Origin of the sequence: Eubacterium ramulus ATCC 29099, from assembly GCF_000469345.1 — a bacterium.
Classification (GTDB): Bacteria; Bacillota; Clostridia; order Lachnospirales; family Lachnospiraceae; genus Eubacterium_I; species Eubacterium_I ramulus.
This window is the reverse complement of sequence record NZ_KI271096.1, coordinates 70,845-90,853: the sequence shown is the minus strand read 5'-3', so window position 1 is coordinate 90,853 and position 20,009 is coordinate 70,845. Positions and strand designations below refer to the sequence as shown.

Annotated in this window: 21 protein-coding genes; all 21 read right to left on the bottom strand. The window is 46.9% G+C overall.

Features of this window, described 5'->3' with window-relative positions:
- Window positions 1-25 precede the first annotated feature (25 nt).
- On the bottom strand, window positions 26-1,195 hold the full coding sequence (locus HMPREF0373_RS03610) for a MalY/PatB family protein (RefSeq protein ID WP_021738240.1): 1,170 nt from the start codon (window positions 1,193-1,195) through the stop codon (window positions 26-28).
- A gap of 93 nt (window positions 1,196-1,288) precedes the next feature.
- Entirely contained in the window at window positions 1,289-1,849 is a 561-nt protein-coding gene (gene efp, locus HMPREF0373_RS03605; RefSeq protein WP_021738239.1) for an elongation factor P, read from the bottom strand.
- A 121-nt stretch (window positions 1,850-1,970) separates the two neighbouring features.
- A complete protein-coding gene (rpiB, locus tag HMPREF0373_RS03600) occupies window positions 1,971-2,408 on the bottom strand; it encodes a ribose 5-phosphate isomerase B (protein ID WP_022034951.1) in 438 nt (145 codons plus the stop codon).
- A gap of 94 nt (window positions 2,409-2,502) precedes the next feature.
- On the bottom strand, window positions 2,503-3,021 hold the full coding sequence (locus HMPREF0373_RS03595; protein WP_022034952.1) for a YqeG family HAD IIIA-type phosphatase: 519 nt from the start codon (window positions 3,019-3,021) through the stop codon (window positions 2,503-2,505).
- A 94-nt stretch (window positions 3,022-3,115) separates the two neighbouring features.
- A complete protein-coding gene (gene nrdR, locus HMPREF0373_RS03590; protein WP_021738236.1) occupies window positions 3,116-3,568 on the bottom strand; it encodes a transcriptional regulator NrdR in 453 nt (150 codons plus the stop codon).
- A gap of 30 nt (window positions 3,569-3,598) precedes the next feature.
- Entirely contained in the window at window positions 3,599-3,853 is a 255-nt protein-coding gene (locus tag HMPREF0373_RS03585) for a YlmC/YmxH family sporulation protein (RefSeq protein WP_021738235.1), read from the bottom strand.
- Between the two features lie 176 nt (window positions 3,854-4,029).
- On the bottom strand, window positions 4,030-5,130 hold the full coding sequence (gene ychF, locus HMPREF0373_RS03580) for a redox-regulated ATPase YchF (RefSeq protein WP_021738234.1): 1,101 nt from the start codon (window positions 5,128-5,130) through the stop codon (window positions 4,030-4,032).
- A gap of 180 nt (window positions 5,131-5,310) precedes the next feature.
- Window positions 5,311-6,159, bottom strand: coding sequence for an NAD(P)/FAD-dependent oxidoreductase (locus HMPREF0373_RS03575; protein ID WP_021738233.1), 849 nt, complete (start codon window positions 6,157-6,159; stop codon window positions 5,311-5,313).
- A 59-nt stretch (window positions 6,160-6,218) separates the two neighbouring features.
- A complete protein-coding gene (locus HMPREF0373_RS03570; protein WP_021738232.1) occupies window positions 6,219-6,788 on the bottom strand; it encodes a glycerol-3-phosphate responsive antiterminator in 570 nt (189 codons plus the stop codon).
- Between the two features lie 93 nt (window positions 6,789-6,881).
- On the bottom strand, window positions 6,882-8,366 hold the full coding sequence (locus HMPREF0373_RS03565) for a HEAT repeat domain-containing protein (RefSeq protein WP_021738231.1): 1,485 nt from the start codon (window positions 8,364-8,366) through the stop codon (window positions 6,882-6,884).
- Window positions 8,363-9,103 (bottom strand): peptidoglycan recognition protein family protein, encoded by a 741-nt coding sequence (locus HMPREF0373_RS03560; protein ID WP_021738230.1) that lies wholly within the window; start codon window positions 9,101-9,103, stop codon window positions 8,363-8,365. The genes HMPREF0373_RS03565 and HMPREF0373_RS03560 overlap by 4 nt, the downstream gene beginning before the upstream one ends.
- A 59-nt stretch (window positions 9,104-9,162) precedes the next feature.
- On the bottom strand, window positions 9,163-10,449 hold the full coding sequence (gene hemL / locus HMPREF0373_RS03555; RefSeq protein ID WP_021738229.1) for a glutamate-1-semialdehyde 2,1-aminomutase: 1,287 nt from the start codon (window positions 10,447-10,449) through the stop codon (window positions 9,163-9,165).
- Entirely contained in the window at window positions 10,449-11,432 is a 984-nt protein-coding gene (gene hemB / locus HMPREF0373_RS03550; RefSeq protein ID WP_457851861.1) for a porphobilinogen synthase, read from the bottom strand. Before hemB ends, hemL begins: the two co-directional genes overlap by 1 nt.
- Before the next feature lie 41 nt (window positions 11,433-11,473).
- The gene (cobA, locus tag HMPREF0373_RS03545) at window positions 11,474-12,973 is read right to left on the bottom strand and encodes a uroporphyrinogen-III C-methyltransferase (RefSeq protein ID WP_021738227.1); all 1,500 of its coding nucleotides are present in this window, start codon (window positions 12,971-12,973) and stop codon (window positions 11,474-11,476) included.
- Complete coding sequence (gene hemC / locus HMPREF0373_RS03540) at window positions 12,974-13,870, bottom strand: hydroxymethylbilane synthase (protein ID WP_044962783.1); 897 nt, start codon at window positions 13,868-13,870, stop codon at window positions 12,974-12,976. It lies immediately after the preceding gene.
- Window positions 13,871-13,886: 16 nt separating this feature from the next.
- Window positions 13,887-14,462 carry a precorrin-2 dehydrogenase/sirohydrochlorin ferrochelatase family protein gene (locus HMPREF0373_RS03535; protein WP_021738225.1) on the bottom strand — a complete coding sequence of 192 codons (576 nt, stop codon included), beginning with the start codon at window positions 14,460-14,462 and terminating at the stop codon, window positions 13,887-13,889.
- A gap of 4 nt (window positions 14,463-14,466) precedes the next feature.
- Window positions 14,467-15,714, bottom strand: a complete 1,248-nt coding sequence (hemA, locus tag HMPREF0373_RS03530) for a glutamyl-tRNA reductase (protein WP_021738224.1) — start codon at window positions 15,712-15,714, stop codon at window positions 14,467-14,469.
- Window positions 15,711-16,364, bottom strand: coding sequence for a precorrin-8X methylmutase (locus HMPREF0373_RS03525; RefSeq protein WP_021738223.1), 654 nt, complete (start codon window positions 16,362-16,364; stop codon window positions 15,711-15,713). The genes hemA and HMPREF0373_RS03525 overlap by 4 nt, the downstream gene beginning before the upstream one ends.
- A 52-nt stretch (window positions 16,365-16,416) precedes the next feature.
- A complete protein-coding gene (locus HMPREF0373_RS03520) occupies window positions 16,417-17,946 on the bottom strand; it encodes a cobyric acid synthase (protein ID WP_021738222.1) in 1,530 nt (509 codons plus the stop codon).
- Window positions 17,947-17,950: 4 nt separating this feature from the next.
- Window positions 17,951-18,994, bottom strand: coding sequence for a pyridoxal phosphate-dependent aminotransferase (locus HMPREF0373_RS03515; RefSeq protein ID WP_021738221.1), 1,044 nt, complete (start codon window positions 18,992-18,994; stop codon window positions 17,951-17,953).
- Window positions 18,995-19,036: 42 nt separating this feature from the next.
- Window positions 19,037-20,008, bottom strand: coding sequence for an adenosylcobinamide-phosphate synthase CbiB (gene cbiB, locus HMPREF0373_RS03510; protein WP_021738220.1), 972 nt, complete (start codon window positions 20,006-20,008; stop codon window positions 19,037-19,039).
- Window position 20,009 lies beyond the last annotated feature (1 nt).

The window sequence follows — 20,009 nt, the reverse complement described above, 5'->3', positions numbered from 1 at the left end:
AAGCGGGGGAATGCTTATTCTGCGTTCATTCTCCGAAGACTTCTCCCAGACGTTCCATTGCTTCCACGATCATACTGCGGGGACTTGCAATATTGATCCGCATAAACCCTGCCCCCTCCGGTCCGAACATAGAGCCCTCATTAAACCAGATTCTTGCATCTTTCAGGATCTTCGCATTCAGTGCTTCCGCAGACAGTCCATATTCCCGGAAATCCACCCAAAGCAGATAGGTTCCCTCCGGCTCGATGAGATGGACTTTGGGCAGATGCTCTGCCAGATAATCACGGATGTATGTAATGTTTCCCTGCAGATATACTCGTAATTCATCCATCCACTGTGCACCATATTCATATGCTGCCTGGCAGGATACCTGTCCGAACAGGTTTGCATCGGAGTAAAATACTTTGTCCATCTCTGCCTGGAAGGTCTTTCTCAGTTCCGGATTCGGGATCATAATATTGGACAGCTGCAGTTCTGCCAAATTAAATGTCTTACTCGGTGCCGTACAGATCACTGCATTGTCTGCATATTCACTCAGTGTACCAAAACTGGTGTGATGATATCCCTCATATACAAAATCACAGTGAATCTCATCCACGATCATGATGACACCATGCTTTTTACAGATTTCGGCAGCCTGACACAGTTCTTCTTTTGTCCAGACACGGGACACCGGGTTATGCGGGCTGCAAAGCAGAAACAGTTTTACCTGTTCTTCTGTGATCTTGCGCTCCATATCTTCATAATCCATGTGATATTTTCCGTTTTCCATAACCAGTGGATTATTCACCAGTTTTCGTCCGTTTTCTTTTACCACATTGGTAAATGGATGATAAACCGGGCGCTGGATCATAACGCTGTCCCCCTCTTTTGTGTAAGCACGGACTGCTGCTGCCAGCGCAAATACCACACCCGGAGTGACGATCACCCAGTCTTTTTCCACCTGCCATCCAAACCGCTCAGAAAACCAGTTTTTCAATGCATGATAATAGCCGTCACCCAGCATGGAATAACCGTATATACCACGATCTGCCACTTCTTTTAACCGTTCTTTCACTTCCGGAACCGTCTCAAAATCCATATCTGCCACCCAGAGTGGTAACGTATCCGCCGGTAATTTTCTTTTTGCAATCATATCCCATTTATAACAGTCCGTTCCATGACGGTCTACTATTTTGTCAAAATCGTATTTCATACGTCCTCCTTAATCCTCGTCAAACAGAAAACGGAGCGGATATTTACAATCCACTCCGTCATTAAAAAAATAGTTCGCTTTGCTCACTATTTTTTACACTCGTGATAAGTACTCGCCTGTTCTTGTATCAATCTTGATTACGTCTCCCTCATTTACGAATAACGGAACGTACACAGTAGCACCTGTCTCAACAGTTGCCGGTTTTGTAGCACCTGTTGCTGTATCGCCTTTGAAACCTGGCTCTGTCTCTGTAATAACAAGTTCAACGAACATCGGCGGCTCAACTGCGAAGATATCTCCGTTGTGAGCAAGCATTGTAACTGCCTCGTTCTCTTTTACGAACTTCAGAGCATCACCGATTGCATCTGCACTCAGAGCGATCTGATCATATGTCTCTGTATCCATGAAGTAATATAAATCACCGTCATTGTACAGATACTGTTTCTCAGATCTGTCAACGTGTGCTGTCTCTACATCCTCTGTCGGACGGAATGTTTTCTCTACAACACCACCGGTTTTAATATTTTTTAATCTTGTTCTGATAAAAGCTGCGCCTTTTCCAGGTTTTACGTGCTGGAAATCATCTACTCTGTATACATTGCCTTCCAGCTCGATTGTAACACCTTTTCCGATTACCTTTCCTGCGTTTGCCATTCAAAAATCCTCCTTGTATGTTAAGACTCTCGGTCTTTTCTTCTATTACCACAAATATATGGTAATTATTACTTCTATCTATTCTATATGAAAAACCGTGATTTTTCAACCTTTTTATAGACTATTCCTCAATTTTATGGATCATATCGATACGTGTCTGATGACGGCCACCCTGGAATTTGGCATCCAGCCATGCATCCACAATTGCTTTTGCAGTCTCACTGCCTACAATTCTGGCACCGAAAGCAATGATATTTGCGTTGTTATGTTCTTTTACGAGACGGGCTGTTACCGGCTCGGAACATACTGCCGCACGTACCCCTTTTACTTTGTTTGCAGCGATGGAGATACCGACACCGGTTCCACAGATCAGCACACCACCGTCCGCTTCACCTGCTGCTACCATACGTCCGGCTTTCTCGCCGTACTCCGGATAATTACAGCTGTCATGTGTATCTGTACCGATATTGATCACCTCATGACCTTTCTCTTCCAGATATGCCTTGATCTCATTTTTCAGTTCTACTGCTGCATGGTCATTACCAATTACAAGTTTCATTGTTCTTCCCTCCGTTTTTTCATTTATCCTAGGATTGATTCCTGTCACCGATATCATTTTCATATTCACTGTTTATGTCCGTGACAATCATTTCTCACTCTAATATACTTTTATGTGTCTTTCTGTATCTGCGGTAACCGATCAGCACAATGGCTTCCAACCGCCGTTTTAAAACAATCTGAATTTCTTCCTTCCAGTGGATTTTCTTTACCATTATGGATGGAATTCCTGTCCGATTGGCACCAAACACATCGGTAAACATCTGATCTCCGATAAAAATCGTATTGCCCTTCTCCGTATGCATCTGCTCCATAGCTTTCTCATAATTTTTTGTTGATGGCTTATGCGCATCATAAATATACAGAGAATGCACAGCATCCGCAAATGGTTTTACCCGCGGCTCCTGATTATTAGAAATCAGGCAGGTGGCAAATCCAATCTCATGCAGATGTGCAAAAAGCTGTTTCGCCTGATCATTTGCAGGTGCTCCATGTGTTACCAATGTATTATCAATATCAAAAATCAATCCCCGGTATCCGGACCGGTACAACCGGTCAAAATCAATCTCATATGTAGAGGATACATACAGATCCGGATAAAATTTTTGAAACATAAACCACCTCCGTATTACATGCATAAATTGATGTTTGGGTTAAAAGATGCCATACGAATTGTTTCGTACTCCCACAAGTCTAACCTCATAAATTTTATTTATCCAACACTTTTTTTAGTTCTTCCACAAACGAATTTACATCTTTGAACTCCCGGTAAACCGATGCAAATCTCACATATGCCACTGCTTCCAGATCCTTGAGCTTATCCATCACCAATTCCCCGATGACACTGCTTGGGATTTCTTTTTCTTCCATATTGAAGATTTCAGTCTCCACCTCATCAATAAGCTGATTGATCTGGTTAACGGACACCGGGCGTTTGTGGCAGGCGCGCAGTACACCATCCTCGATTTTTGAACGGTTATACTGTTCTCTGGTATTGTCTTTTTTTATAATGATCAGCGGAATGGTCTCCACCTTCTCATAAGTCGTAAATCTCTTTGCACAATCATCACAAAGTCTTCTCCGGCGGATGGAATAATTATCATCTGCCGGTCTGGAATCAATGACTCTTGTATTATCGCTGCTGCAATAAGGGCATTTCATCGCTCTTTTCCTCCGTATTTATAAAATTGCTTAAAGTTTACGCAGACATTTTTCTGCACAAATGTCTACCAGTATTACATCCGGTCCGATCCGAACAATTTTTTTCCAGTCTATGACATATTCCGTGTCACAGCCTACCAGATGAAACCACTTCGGAGGTCCCTTTATGATCATCGCACATATCTGTCCACTGCATTCATCAAATTTCAGATCACAGACACATCCCAGACATTTGCAGTCAGAGACATTGATAACCTCTTTTTTTGAAAATTCACATAAACGCATCCTGCACTTCCCGGATTTTTTTGTTCTTTTATCTTATTCATAGTTGCCAGGAACGTGCATATGATACTGTTTTATGAAGCTATGCTGCTGATGCATCAGATTATTTTTTTATATACGCTTATTCTCTTGTGAACTACCCATTGTTTAAAGCCAATAGGCATCCTGCTTCAATCGTTTTATACATTGAAACGGAACAGGATCACATCGCCGTCCTGTACCACATATTCTTTTCCTTCCAGTCCTACCAGACCTTTTTCACGGGCTGCAGCCAGTGAGCCGCACTCCAGGAGATCTTTGTAGTTTACAACCTCGGCACGGATGAATCCGCGCTCAAAATCAGTATGGATCTTTCCGGCTGCCTGCGGAGCTTTGGTTCCTTTTTTGATGGTCCATGCTCGTGTCTCATCCTCACCTGCAGTCAGATAACTCAGCAGACCAAGTAAGCTGTAACTTGCCTTGATCAGTTTTTCCAGACCGGACTGTTTCAGTCCCAGATCTTCCAGGAACATTGCTTTCTCATCATCATCCAGTTCCGCGATCTCCTGCTCAATCTGTGCACAGATAACAAATACTTCAGAGCCTTCCTCTGCAGCCAGTTTGCGTACATTTGCCACATGCGGATTGTTTGCGCCGTCATCAGCCAGATCATCCTCGGATACGTTGGCAGCATAAATCACCGGTTTTGCAGTCAGCAGATTGTAAGAAGCAAACCATTCCTGATCATCTTCATCATCGCCTACCTCAAAGGTTTTTGCCAGCTGACCGTCCTCCAGATGTGCTTTGATCTTCTCTAACAATTCCAGCTCTTTTGCCAGTTTCTTATCCATTCTGGCACCTTTGCTTGTTTTGGCGATACGGCGCTCCAGAATTTCGATATCAGAAAAGATCAGCTCCAGATTGATGGTCTCAATATCACGGGCCGGATCTACACTTCCGTCTACATGAACAACATTTGGATCCTCAAAGCAACGTACCACATGTACAATTGCATCTACTTCACGAATGTTTGCCAGAAACTGGTTTCCGAGTCCCTCACCTTTGCTGGCTCCTTTTACCAAGCCTGCAATATCTACAAACTCAATAACAGCCGGTGTCACTTTCTTGGAATGATACATATCTCCCAGTAATTTCAAGCGCTCATCCGGTACTGCTACGACACCCACATTCGGGTCAATGGTACAAAACGGATAGTTTGCTGACTCAGCACCGGCTTTTGTCAGTGAATTGAACAGGGTACTTTTTCCTACGTTTGGCAGTCCCACGATTCCTAATTTCATTTTCTCTATTTCCTCCTAATTTCAGCTTCTTTCATAAGAAGCCCCAATACAGTACCTTGTATTATACCATAGCATTTTATCTTTGTGAATATTCATTTTCATCTAATCTCCTGTCAATGCACCTCATTCATAAACCTAAAAAGCGCCGTATTGCTACGACGCTTTTGTCTTTCATAGAAGCTATTCTGTGAGATAACTGATACAGCTATGTGCTGCCACATTTCCTTCTCCCACTGCTTTTGTATACTGATACGGACGACCGGTGCAGTCTCCCGCTGCAAAACAGCCGGGCAGATTTGTTTTCTGGGTGCGATCCACTTTGATATGTCCATTCTCAATCTCTAATCCGGAAACGAGTTTGGAGGGCGCAATAGCATTGCGCAGACAGAAAATGCCGTCAAGCTCCAACACCTTTCCGCTTTTTAACACGAGACCGGTTACCCGGTCACTGCCCTTTATTTCCAACGGAAAGTCTTTCGAAATCGTAACATTCTCTTTTTTTATCTGACTGTCTGAAAACATTGGAAAATAAGTTACCTTTGCTGCCAGATCTGCCAGGTATTCTACTTCATGCTCATATTTTGGATCATTACACAGTACTGCGATTTCCTTATCCTTATAGAACATACCATCGCAGGTAGCGCAATAACTGACACCCCTGCCAAGTAACTCGTCTTCACCCTTCAGCAGTTTTGCTGTCATCACACCCATGGCAAGGATCAGTGTTTTTGCCTCGTAGACTTCATTGTCTGCCAGTACCATGTAATACGTTCCGACTGACATAACATTTGTCACTGTCTTTTCTGTAATATCCAGACCGGCGCTCTGTATGTGATCTGTAAAACGAGAAAACAATTCCTGTCCGGTCAGCTCCGGAAATCCCGGATAATTTGTAATTTTTTCTGCTTTCTGCACTTTATCACTCAGATTTTTGGAACCGAACCATACAAAACTTTTTTTGTAAGTTTTCAGGTTCAATGCTGCAGATAAGCCTGCCGGACCGGTTCCGATAATAATACAATCATACATGTTTGCGCTACCTCCGTAATTCTTTTCCTCAACTTAATCACATTTTTTTCTTCTGTAAATCACAGAAACCACAGTTCTTCTTTCGTCGTTGAAATCGACGCCGCACCTGCATCCAATGCAGCAATAATATCCTCTTTATCGGAAATCAGACCGCCTGCGATCACCGGAACGGACAGTGTTTCTGCCATCTGGCGGATAACCTTTGGCATAACACCGGGCATCAGTTCCACACAATCCGGACGAATCGCTTTTGTACATTTTTCCACATTCTCATAGGCTGCGGAATCAATAACAAAAAAACGGTGCACGGTGTATAACCCAAGTTCTTTTCCACGGCGGATCTGTGGCTGTTTTGTGGAAATGATTCCATCCGCATTTGTTTCTTTTCGAATATAATCCACACTGATCTCACGACTGGAAAGTCCATTCACCAGATCCATGTGTACAAATGCAAGTTTCCCTGCGGATTTAACATGATCTACGATTTCTGAAATGGTGCAGACATCTCCGAATAAAATAAATACGATGCCACTCTCGGACTGACAGCAGCGTGCCAGTCCCTCCCTGTCTCTTGCCGCTGCGATCACCGGACAATCTTCCAACTGTTCCTGAAATGAATTCTGAAGCATGCGTTTCTCCTGTCTTCTTCCCTCTGACTGATACTAATAGCGATTTGTGTCCGCTGCCATCTGTAAAAATGGGGCATCACACTTCCGACATTTTTACTGACGTTTTTCAATAATAAATAAATAACTTCCGTTTTTCTCCTGAATGCAGAATTCCTGCGCCAGACGGAACTGTGGATGCAGACGCAGCTGCTTTTTCACAAGACCCATCTCTCTGGAGAAAAAGATCATGCGGCCATCCTCTGTCAGTACCTCATCGGATTTTTCAAAAAATCTGCGGTACAACACATCCAGTTCCGGTTTTGTCAGATTGCCAGCCGGAAGATCTGTGACGATCTCGTCAAATTTATAGTCATGCACAAAATCAAAATAATCACGATTGATATAATTTATCTGCATTCCTGCAATTTTGCTGTTCACCCGTGCTTTTTCAACAGCCTCCCCGAAACTGTCAATGCCATAAGCATTTCGTGCCGGCACCAGAAACCGGCGCTCGATCAGTAATGTTCCTACACCGCAGAACGGATCCAGAATCTGTGCATGCTCCTTCAGATACGGTTTTGCCAGTGCCAGCAGCCCTGCTGCCATAGTTGGTTTCATGCTGGCTGCCACATAATATCTGCGGTAGTCAAACCGGTGATCCGGCAGAGTATACAGCTTAAGCAGCGGTACAAATCCACCCTCACGGTTCTGCAGCAGACGAATTTCAACTTCATAGTGGGAAGTAGAATTGATCAGCTTTCGTGCAAAAGCCTTCTCAATGGCTGCTGCTGTCTGTCTGGAAAAACTGCTCCGCTCCTCAAGAGCCATTCCGCCGGACACACCGATCCGAAAATAGAACGGTGCTTCTCCCTTATGTGTCTCTGCAAGGATCTGCAGCAGATCCGAACCTGCCAGCTGCGCTGCCAGGGTTTCCGGTTCAGAAGACAGGACATGTTTCTCTGTCTGTGTATGAATGACAAAAAGCAATTCCTGAAACATACGGATCTTCATCGTATCTTCAAAATCAGATACTATGGTACGGACTCCGGATTTCAATATTTTTTTCTTTCCGGTCACTTGCTCTGCCAGCACATCCCGAAATGCCGGCAATGTTAAAAGCAACACTTCACTGGAACGATTCCATCCGTTAAACGTATGTTTTTTCACGCCTTTTTTCTGAAGGATCAGTTCCTGCAATGCATGCAGTTCTGCCTGGGTATGCTTCTTTTCCTCTTCCGGAGCATCATATTCTGCCAGTTCCTGCAACCGCTCTTCCAGCTGAGGCAGATACTCGCTGCAGTCAATCGCAGAAAGTGCCTGTACATAAGCTTCCCGGACAAACAATTTGTCCTCTTCCTCATAAGCATCCATCAGCACATCCAACGCATCCTGACAATGTAATTCGCCGAGAATAGCTACCGCATTTTTCCGCACCTTCGGGTCTTCATCCACCAGGCATTTCATAATTTCATCCAGACGGTTTCCGGTCATGGTGAGAAACACCTTTTTCTTTGCTTCATCTTTCAATTCTTTTTTCAGGGCAATCAGACTTGCTCTGCGGTCTGTCCCTTTTTTTATTTTTTCATAAAGTTCTCTCATCCATTTTCTCCCGTGTTTTGTGTTCCTGTATTGTTTTCTCCTGCCTGGATCGCTGTATCCACATCTGCCTTAAACTGCTGCCAGGCATCCTCATGCTCCACATAATACAGCGGGCAGAGTTTTCCGGTCACATCATAATGCCGGATCACTTGTTCTGACGTCAGTCCGAATTTGTTGCACAGCCATGCTGTCAGACGTATCACGGACTCATAAGTCTCCCGGTTAAAGGATCCGTCATCCTTTTCGTAACAACATTCAATGGACAGGGTATCACTGTTTCTGTCATTAGAAGCATAGGCAATCTCTGCCGTCGGTATACACTGCACGATTTCACCTTCCAGACCAACAATAAAATGCGCACTGGCTTTTGTCGTATGCGTATCTTTCAGATTTTCAAAGTAGTTCCGGTTTGCGATCGCTGTTGCTCCCGGATTGGCTGTATAATGGATCACGATACCGTTTACCTGTGTCAGAGCCGTCCCCGGTCGTGAGTACGGATTGACTGTCAGCAGTTCCACATCCAGATCCGGCCGGCTGCCATCGATGGCAGAAAGTCCTGACATCTGCTGTGCCGCATTCTGCGTCTTCTGATGCTGTGCCACACCGAAAATCACAAGAAGAATCACGATCAGCATTCCCAATGCCATCCAGACCCTGGACAGATCATACCGCTTCTTTCTATTTTTTCGTTTCTTTTTCTTAGTTGTGCTTTTCTGTACCTTCTTCTGTACTGCCATCGTCTCTGATTTCCTTCATCTGCCAAACTTCGCTCTATGTCAAACGATATCCCGTTTTATCAGTTGTTTTTAAAATAATTACGTGCTGTCTCCAGTGTCTGTGCCAGTTGTTCCTGCGTATGTGCCGCAGAGATAAACATTGCCTCAAACTGCGCCGGAGCCAGGTAAATGCCATGATTCTGCATATAATTGCAATAATCCGCATATGCCTTTGTATCTGAGGTCTTGGCAGTCTCATAATCATATACTTCCTGTGTAGTACAGAACATACTTCCCAGAGAACAGATATGGTTTACCTGATATCCTCTGCCGCTCTCATCCACGATTTTCTGCAGTTCTGAAAAGAAAGAATCGGCGGTTTTATTTAATTTTGTATATACTTCCGGATGTTCTTTTAAATAAGTCAGCTGTGCAATACCTGCTGCCATCGCCACCGGATTGCCGCTTAATGTTCCTGCCTGATACACAGCTCCCACCGGAGATACCATTTCCATAATTTCCCTGCGGCCACCGTAAGCACCTACCGGCATACCTGCACCGATGATTTTTCCAAAAGTAGTCAGATCCGGTGTCACACCAAAATGTCCCTGTGCTCCGTCTGCCTGCATACGGAATCCTGTAATTACTTCGTCAAAAATCAGCAGCGAACCATATTTGTCACAGATATCACGCAATCCCTGTAAAAATCCTGGTTTTGGTGGAACCGTACCCATATTTGCTCCCACCGGCTCCACAATGATCGCCGCAATCTGCTCACCATACCGGTCAAAACAGTCCTGCACGCTCTCCAGTGAGTTATAATCTGCTGTTACAGTATCCGCTGTGCAGCCGGCCGGAACGCCCAGAGAATCCGGGACACCTGCTGTCATGACACCGGATCCGGCTTTTACAAGCAACGCATCGGAATGTCCATGATAACAACCGTTAAATTTGATGATTTTGTCTCTGCGTGTAAATCCGCGAGCCACACGCACGGCACTCATCACAGCCTCCGTACCGGAGTTTACCATACGCACCATATCAATAGATGGAACCATACTGCAGACCAACTTTGCCATATCTACTTCAATAGATGTCGCTGCACCGTAGCTTAATCCGCGTTTTGCATACTCCAGCACTGCATCCAGCACCAGCGGATGGTTATGTCCCAGGATCATCGGTCCCCAGGATCCGATAAAATCAATGTATTCGTTATCATCCTCATCCCACATCAGCGCTTTATCTGCTTTTTTGATAAAACGCGGTGTGGATCCGATCGATCCGAACGCACGGACCGGAGAATTAACGCCACCCGGAATATATTGTACGGCTTCTTTAAAAAGTGCTTCTGATTTTGTGATTGCCATTATCCGATTCTCCCTTCATCCATGCATTTTGCAAGTTCTTCTGCAAAATAAGTAATATAAATATCGGTGCCTGCGCGGAATGCAGATACTGCCATCTCACACATAATGGCAGTTTCATCGATGAAACCTGCTGCTGCAGTCGTTTTTACCATAGAATATTCTCCGCTGACACTGTACGCTGCCACCGGAATATCCGTCATATCCTTTACTTCACGGATCAGATCACCATAAGCCATGGCCGGTTTTACCATAACGATATCTGCGCCCTCCAGCACATCCTGATCCACTTCCTTTAACGCTTCTCTGCGGTTGTGATAATCCATCTGATACGTCTTACGGTCACCAAATGCCGGTGCGGACTCTGCTGCATCACGGAACGGTCCGTAAAATGCAGAAGCAAATTTTGCAGAATATGCCATGATCGGTGTATTGATATATCCGTTTTTATCCAGAATTTCACGGATTGCACCGACTCTGCCATCCATCATATCGGAAGGTGCCACCATATCTGCTCCCGCCTGTACCTGAGACAGCGCCGTCTTCTGCAACAGTTCCAATGTCTTATCATTGTCCACATCATGACCGCAGAGCACACCGCAGTGACCATGGGACGTATACTCGCACATGCACACATCACCGATCATATACAGATCCGGGAACAGTTCTTTTGCTTTGCGGAAACCCTGCTGCACAATGCCATCCTGTGCATACGCACCGCTTCCCAGCTCATCCTTGTGATCCGGGATTCCAAAAAGCATGACACCGCCGATCCCTGCTTTACTCAACTGCTCCAGTTTTTCCTCCATACGATCCACACTGTAACGGTACTGTCCCATCATGGATGGGATCTCCTCCTTAATATTTGTTCCTTCTACAATAAACATCGGATAGATCAGAGAAGATTTATCCATTCTGGTCTCCCGAACCATTTTTCTTAAATTTGCACTTGTCCGCAATCTGCGGGGACGATTGATCATTTCCACTTTTATTTCCTCCTCATGCTCGCCTGTCTGTCATTCCTGTCCTACTGTTCTTCTATTGCTGAAACAATGGCATCCACAGTCGCTTCTGCTGCCACACAGACATTAGTAAATCCAGCTTTTTCTGCTGCTTCTTTTGTCTGTGCACCAATGCAGACAGCCTGCAGACGGCTGATGTCCGCATCTGCCATCATTTTTCTGAAACCACGTACCGTAGAAGCACTGGTAAATACAATCATTGCTTCTTCTTTTGTCAGATCCGGCAGTTCCACCACCGGTGATTCCTTCTCTATGGTATCATAAATCGGCAAATCTGCAATCGTAACTTTTTTCTGTGCCGTAATTTCCCCGATCAGAGCCTGACTACCAAGTCTTGCCCGTGGAATCAGGATCCGGTCACCGTCTTTGCAGTCCGCTCCAACACACTTTCCAAGATGCACCGCATCATAAATCTCCGGCATCAAATCTGCCATCAGTCCGTAGTTCTGCAGACGGCTGGCTGTGCCGGCTCCGATTACCGCAATCTTTCCGGCACAAAACCGGCGGATATCCATCTTTTTTTCCCGCAGCAGTGCAAAAAAGCAGTCTACTCCGGAAGGTGATGTAAATACGAGATACTGATAGCTCTCCAGCTCCTCCAGGGCAGCTCCCTGCTCCGGCAGTTCCTCTGCCCGATATGGTGCAATGGAAATCGTCGGCAGTTCCAGCACTTCCGCACCCAGGCTGCGCAGACGCTGTGAAATTTCTTCCTGACGTTCCCTCGGACGTGTCACAATGATCTTTTTGCCAGACAATGGCAGCTTTTCATACCATGCAAACTGATCCGCCAGTGCGCACACTTCTCCGATCACAATGATAGCCGGTGTCATCAGCGGATGTTCATGCAGTTCCTCCGGCAGTTTTTCCAGTGTGCTCACCAGCCTTGCCTGACGTGACGTGGTTCCCCGGCTCAGCAGTGCCGCCGGTGTATCTTTTGCTTTTCCGGCATGCATCAGTCCGTCACAGATATCCCCCAGGGCAGATACTCCCATTAAGAATACCAGTGTTCCCTCCAGTTTTGCCAGTGTGGCAAAATCCAGTTCCAGCGGTTCGTCTTTCTTTTTATGTCCTGTAATAATATGTACACTGGAAGCAAAATCCCGATGAGTAATCGGAATTCCGTTATATGCCGGCACTGCAATGGCAGATGTCACACCCGGAACCACCTCATATGGAATCCCATGCTCTGCCAGAAGGGTCAGTTCCTCCCCACCTCTGCCAAAAAGAAACGGATCCCCGCCTTTTAAACGCACGACCCGCTTTCCTTCCTGCGCCTTACGCAGTAACAGCCGGTTCATCTCCTCCTGTGGCATCGTATGATTGCCGGAACGCTTTCCCGCATCAATTTTTTCTGCTGTATCCGGCATCATCAGCAAAATGCTGTCACCCACCAACCGGTCATACACCACGACTTCTGCCTGTTCCAATACGCGTTTTGCTTTTACCGTCAGCAGTTCCGCATCTGACGGGCCGGCTCCTACCAGCCAGACTTTCCCCTGATTCATCTATTTTTCCTCCTGTTTCTGACATAATTCTTTCAGTCTGCGGGCCAGCATGATACCGAGATGTTCCGCCTCGGAAACCGGTGCTTCCTCTACCGCAGTCTCTGCTTTTCCACTGCACTCTTCATAATACAGTCCCCGCAATACTACGGTATCTCCTTTCACCACCGCATGCGCTGCAATAGGCGAGGAACAGCCTCCGTCCAGTTCCCGGATAAAGGCACGTTCACATACAGATGTCACATGGCTTTCCTCAGAACAGAAGCCACGCAGAAAACCGTAGTCTTCTCCTGCCCGGCCCTGCAGTGCCAGTACGCCCTGGCCGGCTGCCGGGATCATTTCCTCCACAGAAAAATACCGGCTGATACGTTGCTCCAACCCCAGCCGCTTCAGTCCGGCTGCTGCCAGAATCGTAGCCGCATACTCACCGGAATCTACTTTTGCCAGCCGTGTATACACATTTCCCCGGATCGGTGCAAAGGTTGCCTCTGGATACATGGCCTGAAACTGCAGCATTCTTCGGCGGCTGGAACAACCCACCGGTTTTGAAAAATCAAGTTCTGCGACTCCCTCCGGCAGTACCAGAACATCTCTTGGATCTTCCCGTTTGGAAAAACCGATCAATGGAAGTTCCTCCGGAATCTGCGCCGGCATATCTTTCAGGCTGTGCACGGACATATCACTGCGTCCATCCATCAAAGCCGCATCCAGTTCCTTTACAAACAACCCTTTTCCACCGATCTGATCCAGATTCCGATCCAGGATCCTGTCTCCGGTCGTTTTCATTGTCACAAGTTCCGGTGTATATTCCGGACAGTTTTCTTTTATATAATCCATCACCATCTCGCTTTGTACCACAGCCAGACGGCTCTCCCTGCTTCCTACTCGAATGTTTTTCATGTTCCTGACTCCTGCTTCACTGATTTTTTTCTTCACTGCCAGTTCTGCCTGCTGACATCTCTTTCCTCTGATATTCAGATTCTTTGCTGTCCTGCTTTTCAGCTCTGTCTATATTCCGGTTCTCAGTCCCCAGTGTTTCTCTGATCCTGGCACTGATCTCCCGTACGTTCCGATGATCACTGTCATTTGATGTAACACCCACAACGATATTATCTTTCTCGATCAATGCCGGAAACCGGAAATCACACAACGTCTGATCGGATGCCACACTGACGCGGATACCATGCTTTTTACACTCCTCCCAGATGCTATGATCTGTCTCAGGACTATCCGTAGCGGCCAATACGATATCATATCCATTTGTCATACCCGGTGTAAATTTTTTCTGCTGCAGGCAGACATATTCCTGTCCATACTGTGCCTGCAGTGCCTGAAATTCTGCACGGATATCCGGTGCCACCACCGTAACCCTGGTTCCAAAACGCAGCAGTGCAGATGTCCTGCGCAATGCAATGATACCTGCACCCACCACCAGCACCCGATATTCCGAAATATCTACAAAAAACGGAAAATATCTCTGCTCCTTTTCCATCGGATCACTCCTTTTTCCACACCTGTCCCAGTGCATCCAGACACTCACGCATCACATCGCTGTCTGCATGATCCCGCACGCCAAACAGCATCTTCTGGAACACTTTTGCAGCTGTCTGCTCCACCGCATCGGCCAGCTGATGACAGACTTCCGGTGCAAACTGCATCTCATGAAAGGTTTTTCCCATCCGCCAGCTGACATCCTGTGCCGCCAGTGTTCCCAGTTCGCGTATCTCCGGAATCATATCTTTACACTCATACCAGGATACAAATTCTGCGACTTCCTCTTCCACCAGTGTCTTTGCAGCTTCAATCGAAGCACTCTGCTCCTCTGATACACCGGTTCCGGTCTGAAAATCATCGATGTTATAGACTTCCGTCTGCGGAAGTTCTCCGATACAAGGATCAATATCCCGTGGAACGGCCAGATCGATCAGCGTCAGTGCACCTGTCAGATTCAGTTCCTGTATTTTATCTTTTTCCAGTGTCAGATTCGGACTGGACGTTGCTGATACTACATACCGGCACTCCGGTATTTTCTCATAACGCTCTCCATAATGGATCCTTGCACATCCTTCCGGGATCTGCACCTGGCCGCTGCGATACTGTCGTACCGTTACCGTAACAAAAGCCCCCCGCTCCCGGAAAGCCCGGGCTGTCAGTCTGCCCATTTCGCCGTTTCCAATCACCAGACACTGTGTACCCCCGAAGGTATGCCCTTCCTGTTCCAACTGTGCAAGAGCTGCCGCAATCGCTGATGTATTCCCTCTCGGAATAGCTACCTGGGTCTTGATCTTCTTTCCAACAGTAACTGCCATGCGAAACAGCGTCTTTAATACGGTATCTGCCACATTACACAATCTTGCATATTCCAGTGCTTCCCGCACCTGCGTCAGAATCTGATCCTCCCCGATAATTCTGGATTTGAGTCCTCCGGTCAGCAAGAAGAGGTGACGTACTGCATCCTCCCCGCTCCGCCTGCAAAACAAATGCTGCAGTTCATCCTGTGCTGTCTGCGGAATCTCCCGGATATGACAGAAAATCCGGTACAGATCAATATCCTCTTCTTTTTGCAGGGATACATACAACTCTGTCCGGTTACAAGTGGACAGCAACACGCAGCCACCCACGCCCTGCTGCCGGATGACTGCCTCCATCAATTCCTTCTGCTTTGCTTTTGTCAGTGAAAACAGCTCACGTTCCGCAACGGTCGCCCTGCTGTGATCAATTCCCATCATCTGTATCTTTCTCATGGTTTCTTTGCACCTCTGCTACTGTCAAGATTATATAATAAGGCATTGCAGATGGCCGCTGCCACATTGCTTCCGCCTTTCCGGCCCCGTGCCACGATATAAGGCACATCTGTTTCCATGATTAATTCTTTTGCCTGCACCACATTCACAAAGCCCACCGGAACACCGATGATCAGCGCCGGTTTCAGTTTTCCCTCTGTGATCAGTTCATGCAGCCGGATCAGTGCCGTCGGTGCATTTCCCACTGCAAAGATCAACGGTCCATTCAGATTTGCCGCCTTGTCAATACTTGCCGCTGCTCTCGTACAGCCTTTCTCTTTTGCGATTGCTGCAACATCTTCGTCCGAAATAAAATTATATGCCTGGCCGCCCAGATTCTCCAGCGCCCGCTTATTGATCCCGGACCATGCCATTTTCGTATCCGTGATAATGGAGGCTCCCTGTTTCAGTGCATCTGTGGCACGCTCCAGTGCATCCTCTGAAAAAGTCAGTGTCTGCGCATAATCGAAATCCGCACTGGTATGAATCACTCTCTTTATAATATGTGCCTTATCTGCCGGCAGGGAAATCCCCATCTCTGCCAGCTCCTGTCCAATAATCTCCATACTCCGTTTCTCTATGTCCATTGGTTTTACATGTTCAAACTCCATGTTTTTCTCTCCTGCCTGTATCTATTTCAATCTGATTTGTCATTGTATTGATTTATACGCCTGCTTCCACGATCCGGTAGATTGCTTCCATATCCAGATACTGACGCAGGATCGCTGCCATCTTGTCATACTGCTGTTCTTTATAGGCCGCATAATCAATCTGTGCCAGTCCTTCCGGATCAATCCCCTTGCGCTCTGCCAGTGCACGCACTACCGCATTTACCACATCCATGCTGTCAAAAATGCCATGGACATAGGTACCATAGACATTCTCTCCCATGGCACCCTCGGATTTTCGCTCCCAAACTGCAGGTTCTCCCTGCTGCCGGTTCGTATCATGAATCTCCGTCAATGTATCTGTACCCTCTTTTCCGATACTCTGTCCCATGTGGATTTCATATCCGCTAAAAGCCACACCGGAAAGTGCCTGTAAAATGCCATGGACACTGCCAAAAGTTCCATCCACCCGGGTTCTCGTTTTCTCTTCTGTGAAAACCGTGCGCATCGGAAGCAGTCCCATGCCACGCATGCTGCCGCCTTCTTCCACTCCGTGCGGATCCTCCAGATATTCACCAAGCATCTGATAACCGCCACAGATGCCGAAAACCGGACAGCCGGAAGCATGTGCTTTGAGCACAGACGCTTCCACACCTGACTGACGCATCCAGGCCAGATCATGCATGGTATTCTTGGTACCCGGTATCAGAATGAGATCCGGATGGCCCAGCTGTGCCGCACGGAATATATAACGCACGGATACACCCGGAATACTTTCAAAAATATTGAAATCCGTAAAATTGGAAATCCGTGGAAGCCGGATCACTGCCAGATCAATCTGACCAATCTCCTTATGGTCACTCATGCGTTCACTGAGACTGTCCTCATCTTCCACATCAATGTCCATGTACGGTGCCACACCTACCACAGGCTTCCTGCAAAGCTGCTCCAGCATCTCGATTCCCGGATCCAGAATGCTCTTATCTCCCCGGAATTTATTGATCACCAGTCCTTTGACCAGCCGTTTTTCCTCTTCCTCCAGCAACATCATCGTGCCCGCCAGCTGTGCAAACACACCACCACGGTCGATATCTCCTACCAGAAGTACCGGTGCATTCGCCATCTTTGCCATTCCCATATTGACGATATCATCATTTTTCAGATTAATCTCCGCCGGGGAGCCAGCTCCCTCCAGCACAATGATATCTGCCTGTTCTTCCAGGGCATGATACGCCTTCATAATATCCGGCACCAGCTGTTTTTTATATTTGAAATAGTCCCGTGCACTCATGGTAGAGAGTACCTCCCCATTGACGATCACCTGGGAACCAGTATCATTCGTCGGTTTTAATAAAATCGGATTCATGAGAACGGATGGCTCGATTCCTGCCGCCTCCGCCTGCATGACCTGTGCGCGTCCCATCTCCAGACCTTCTCTGGTAATAAAGGAATTCAGCGCCATATTTTGTGACTTAAAGGGTGCCACACGATACCCATCCTGCTTAAAAATTCTGCACAGTCCTGCCGCCAGCAGGCTCTTGCCTGCATTTGACATGGTTCCCTGTACCATAATCGATTTTGCCATCCTGTTACCCCTCTCTCTGCTCCAATTCTTGCAATGCCTGCAAAAATGCCCGGTTATCTGCTTCTCCACGCACTGCGATCCGGTAAAAACCTTCTGTCAGTCCATCATAATTGCCACAGTTGCGTACCATAAATCCGGCACGATACATCCGTGTATCAAATCCCGGTGCTGCCCGGAAAAAAATATAGTTTGCCGCCGAACCGTATACTTTCGCCCCCGCTGCCTCCAGACCTGCAAGCAGTAGTTTTTTCTGTTCGGTGATCATCTGTCTGCTCACCGCCACAAATTCCTGTTCTCTTGCAGCCGCGATTCCCGCAGCCTGAGCCGGAACCGATACGTTCCAGGGCTGGGTCACCTGTTCCATCCGCCGGATCAACTCCGTGTCACTGCAGATGCCATACCCGAGCCGCAATCCGGCCATGCCATACATTTTTGTAAATGCCCGCAGCACAAACAACTTCGGATTCTCTTTTACCCGCGGCAGCAGTGTATGCACACTGCCCTCTTCCAGAAAATCATGAAAACATTCATCCAGCAGCAGACAGGTGTCTGTTTTCTGACAATAGTCTGCCACCTGTTCCAGTACCTCCCGGTCAATCAGTTGTCCGGTGGGATTATTCGGATTGCACAAGCATACCATATCCGTATCCATCGGAATTTCATTCACAAAACGCTTCTGAAGACAGAATGCCTCATCTTCCTTTAAAAGGATCTCACTTATCTGGCATCCCACACTCTCCAGTGCCTGCCGGTACTCATAAAAAGAAGGAATCGGGAGCAGTGCTTTTTGCGGCTTTAATGCCAGCACCAGAGAAAAAATCACATCCGCTGCCCCGTTTCCGCAGAAAATCCATTCTGCAGGAACATTTTCTTTTTCTGCAATGGCCGCCTTCAGTTCCTCACACTGTGGATCCGGATAGCAGACCGATGCATCAATAGCATCCTTTGCGGCCTGACGGACGGACTCCGGCATCCCCCGGAAATTAATATTTGCAGAATAATCCACCACTCCCTGATTGCGGTAAATATCTCCACCATGCTTATGCATTGGTCACACCTCTTTCTATTTCATCTGTGTTGTTTTTCTTTTTTACAGAAGCAACAACAGCAGGATTATTTTTATTCCATTGAATACGATCATGCCAAGCGCACTCGCCGCATACAGCAGCCGGTTTGCCCGGGCAATATCCGCAATCTCCACCGGACGGATCGGATCCCCGATGGTTGGTTTCTCATGTTTTTTTCCAAAATACCAGGCATCGCCCGCCAGCTGGACCTGCAATGCCCCTGCCATGACAGATTCCGTCTGTGCTGAATTCGGACTGGCATGACACAGCCGGTCACGTTTAAAAATTTTCCAGGCATTTTTTCCATCCAGTTTTACCAGCGGTGCTGCCAGCACCATCAGGATACCTGAAATTCTGGACGGCAGAAAATTCATCACATCATCAAATTTTGCCGCTGCACGTCCAAAATACAAAAACTTGTCATTTTTATATCCTACCATAGAATCCATGGTATTCACAGCCTTATAAAAATAGCCCAGCACCGGACCACCGATGACCATATAAAACATCGGTGCCAGAATGCCATCCGATGTATTCTCTGCCACTGTTTCAACAGCAGCCTTTACCACACCGGTCTCCGTCAGTTCTTTCGTATCTCTGCCCACGATCATGGACACTGCATACCGTCCGGCTTCCAGACCTTCCTGTTCCAGTGCCTCTGCCACTTTCATACTCTCTGTCTTCAGCGATTTCGTCGCCAGAACCGTATAACACATATACACTTCCACTGCGAATCCCAGCCAGAACCAGAGACGATAACAAAGGAACAGAATTCCAAAAGGGATCGCCGTGGAAATCCCGGTCACCAGAATCACCAGCAAAACACCGCCTGCCAGATCTGCTCTTTCACTTCTGCCCCTGCGCAGTCTTTTCTCAAAAAATGAAATCAGATTCCCAACAAAACAGATGGGATGCCACATACCATGCGGATCTCCGATGCACAGATCCAGCACATAACCGGCCACCAGGGCCGCAATCGTTGTATAAATATACATT

Bases quoted from the DNA above. Each gene is read 5' to 3' on its own strand.
- HMPREF0373_RS03535 (WP_021738225.1), bottom strand. From the start codon at position 14,462: ATGGAAAAGGAGCAGAGATATTTTCCGTTTTTTGTAGATATTTCGGAA.
- HMPREF0373_RS03515 (WP_021738221.1), bottom strand. From the start codon at position 18,994: ATGCATAAGCATGGTGGAGATATTTACCGCAATCAGGGAGTGGTGGAT.
- HMPREF0373_RS03585 (WP_021738235.1), bottom strand. From the start codon at position 3,853: ATGCGTTTATGTGAATTTTCAAAAAAAGAGGTTATCAATGTCTCTGAC.
- HMPREF0373_RS03610 (WP_021738240.1), bottom strand. From the start codon at position 1,195: ATGAAATACGATTTTGACAAAATAGTAGACCGTCATGGAACGGACTGT.
- hemL (WP_021738229.1), bottom strand. From the start codon at position 10,449: ATGGCAATCACAAAATCAGAAGCACTTTTTAAAGAAGCCGTACAATAT.
- hemC (WP_044962783.1), bottom strand. From the start codon at position 13,870: ATGAAAAACATTCGAGTAGGAAGCAGGGAGAGCCGTCTGGCTGTGGTA.
- hemA (WP_021738224.1), bottom strand. From the start codon at position 15,714: ATGAGAAAGATACAGATGATGGGAATTGATCACAGCAGGGCGACCGTT.
- cbiB (WP_021738220.1), bottom strand. From the start codon at position 20,008: ATGTATATTTATACAACGATTGCGGCCCTGGTGGCCGGTTATGTGCTG.
- efp (WP_021738239.1), bottom strand. From the start codon at position 1,849: ATGGCAAACGCAGGAAAGGTAATCGGAAAAGGTGTTACAATCGAGCTG.
- HMPREF0373_RS03570 (WP_021738232.1), bottom strand. From the start codon at position 6,788: ATGCTTCAGAATTCATTTCAGGAACAGTTGGAAGATTGTCCGGTGATC.
- HMPREF0373_RS03575 (WP_021738233.1), bottom strand. From the start codon at position 6,159: ATGTATGATTGTATTATTATCGGAACCGGTCCGGCAGGCTTATCTGCA.
- HMPREF0373_RS03595 (WP_022034952.1), bottom strand. From the start codon at position 3,021: ATGTTTCAAAAATTTTATCCGGATCTGTATGTATCCTCTACATATGAG.
- cobA (WP_021738227.1), bottom strand. From the start codon at position 12,973: ATGAATCAGGGGAAAGTCTGGCTGGTAGGAGCCGGCCCGTCAGATGCG.
- HMPREF0373_RS03565 (WP_021738231.1), bottom strand. From the start codon at position 8,366: ATGAGAGAACTTTATGAAAAAATAAAAAAAGGGACAGACCGCAGAGCA.
- rpiB (WP_022034951.1), bottom strand. From the start codon at position 2,408: ATGAAACTTGTAATTGGTAATGACCATGCAGCAGTAGAACTGAAAAAT.
- HMPREF0373_RS03520 (WP_021738222.1), bottom strand. From the start codon at position 17,946: ATGGCAAAATCGATTATGGTACAGGGAACCATGTCAAATGCAGGCAAG.
- HMPREF0373_RS03525 (WP_021738223.1), bottom strand. From the start codon at position 16,364: ATGGAGTTTGAACATGTAAAACCAATGGACATAGAGAAACGGAGTATG.
- HMPREF0373_RS03560 (WP_021738230.1), bottom strand. From the start codon at position 9,103: ATGGCAGTACAGAAGAAGGTACAGAAAAGCACAACTAAGAAAAAGAAA.
- ychF (WP_021738234.1), bottom strand. From the start codon at position 5,130: ATGAAATTAGGAATCGTGGGACTGCCAAACGTAGGAAAAAGTACCCTG.
- nrdR (WP_021738236.1), bottom strand. From the start codon at position 3,568: ATGAAATGCCCTTATTGCAGCAGCGATAATACAAGAGTCATTGATTCC.